This is a genomic window from Anaplasma marginale str. Florida, assembly GCF_000215485.1.
GTDB lineage: Bacteria > Pseudomonadota > Alphaproteobacteria > Rickettsiales > Anaplasmataceae > Anaplasma > Anaplasma marginale.
In genome coordinates, this window is record NZ_AFMS01000160.1 from 1 (window position 1) to 610 (window position 610).

The following is a 610-nucleotide window of genomic DNA, read 5'->3' on the forward strand; positions in this document are numbered from 1 at the left end:
GGTGAAGCCAAGAAGTGGGGTAAAGCAGTAGAGGGTACTACTAATGGTGAGAAGGTGAGCCAGAATGTGTGTGGCAAGGGCGAAGGCAGTAATGGCACTAAGAAGTGTGGTACCACCGATAGCACTGCCACCACCAAGATTAGTGAGGTGTTCACTGAGGGTACAGACACACTGCTTTCTGTTGAGGGGAACAAAGACACCATCAACTTGCAGGGGATGGCGAATAACATTAATAACCTGAGTAAGGAGGATAAGGCAGTTGTTGCCGGGGCTTTTGCTAGAGCTGTTGAAGGTGCAGAGAGCTGTGGTGAGTTGGGCTGAGATGCTGAAGGTGCTAGAGGTTGGGTGACTAGTTGACCTGGGAAAGCAGTGAGTGGTGCCGGTAAGAAGTAGGGGGTAAGTAGAGAGGACAAAGATTGTGGAATGCCACATTGGGTAAGGAAGATGAGATGCAGGTGTTGAGGTACAAGAGACTGGGAGACGGGTTATGCAGGTGACACCGGTGCAGAGGGCTGTGTTGGCAGGGTCGAGATTTGGTAGGCCAAGAGGGTACGAGATGAGGTGCCAAGAGAGGCTGGCTGCCCTTGGTGGTGCCCAGTAGAGTTGGAAG

At 52.1% G+C, this 610-nt stretch carries 1 pseudogene; it reads left to right on the forward strand.

Features of this window, described 5'->3' with window-relative positions:
• Positions 1 to 321 (forward strand): annotated as a pseudogene (locus GAC_RS04590) (P44/Msp2 family outer membrane protein); the annotation flags it as partial.
• Positions 322 to 610: the final 289 nt, after the last annotated feature.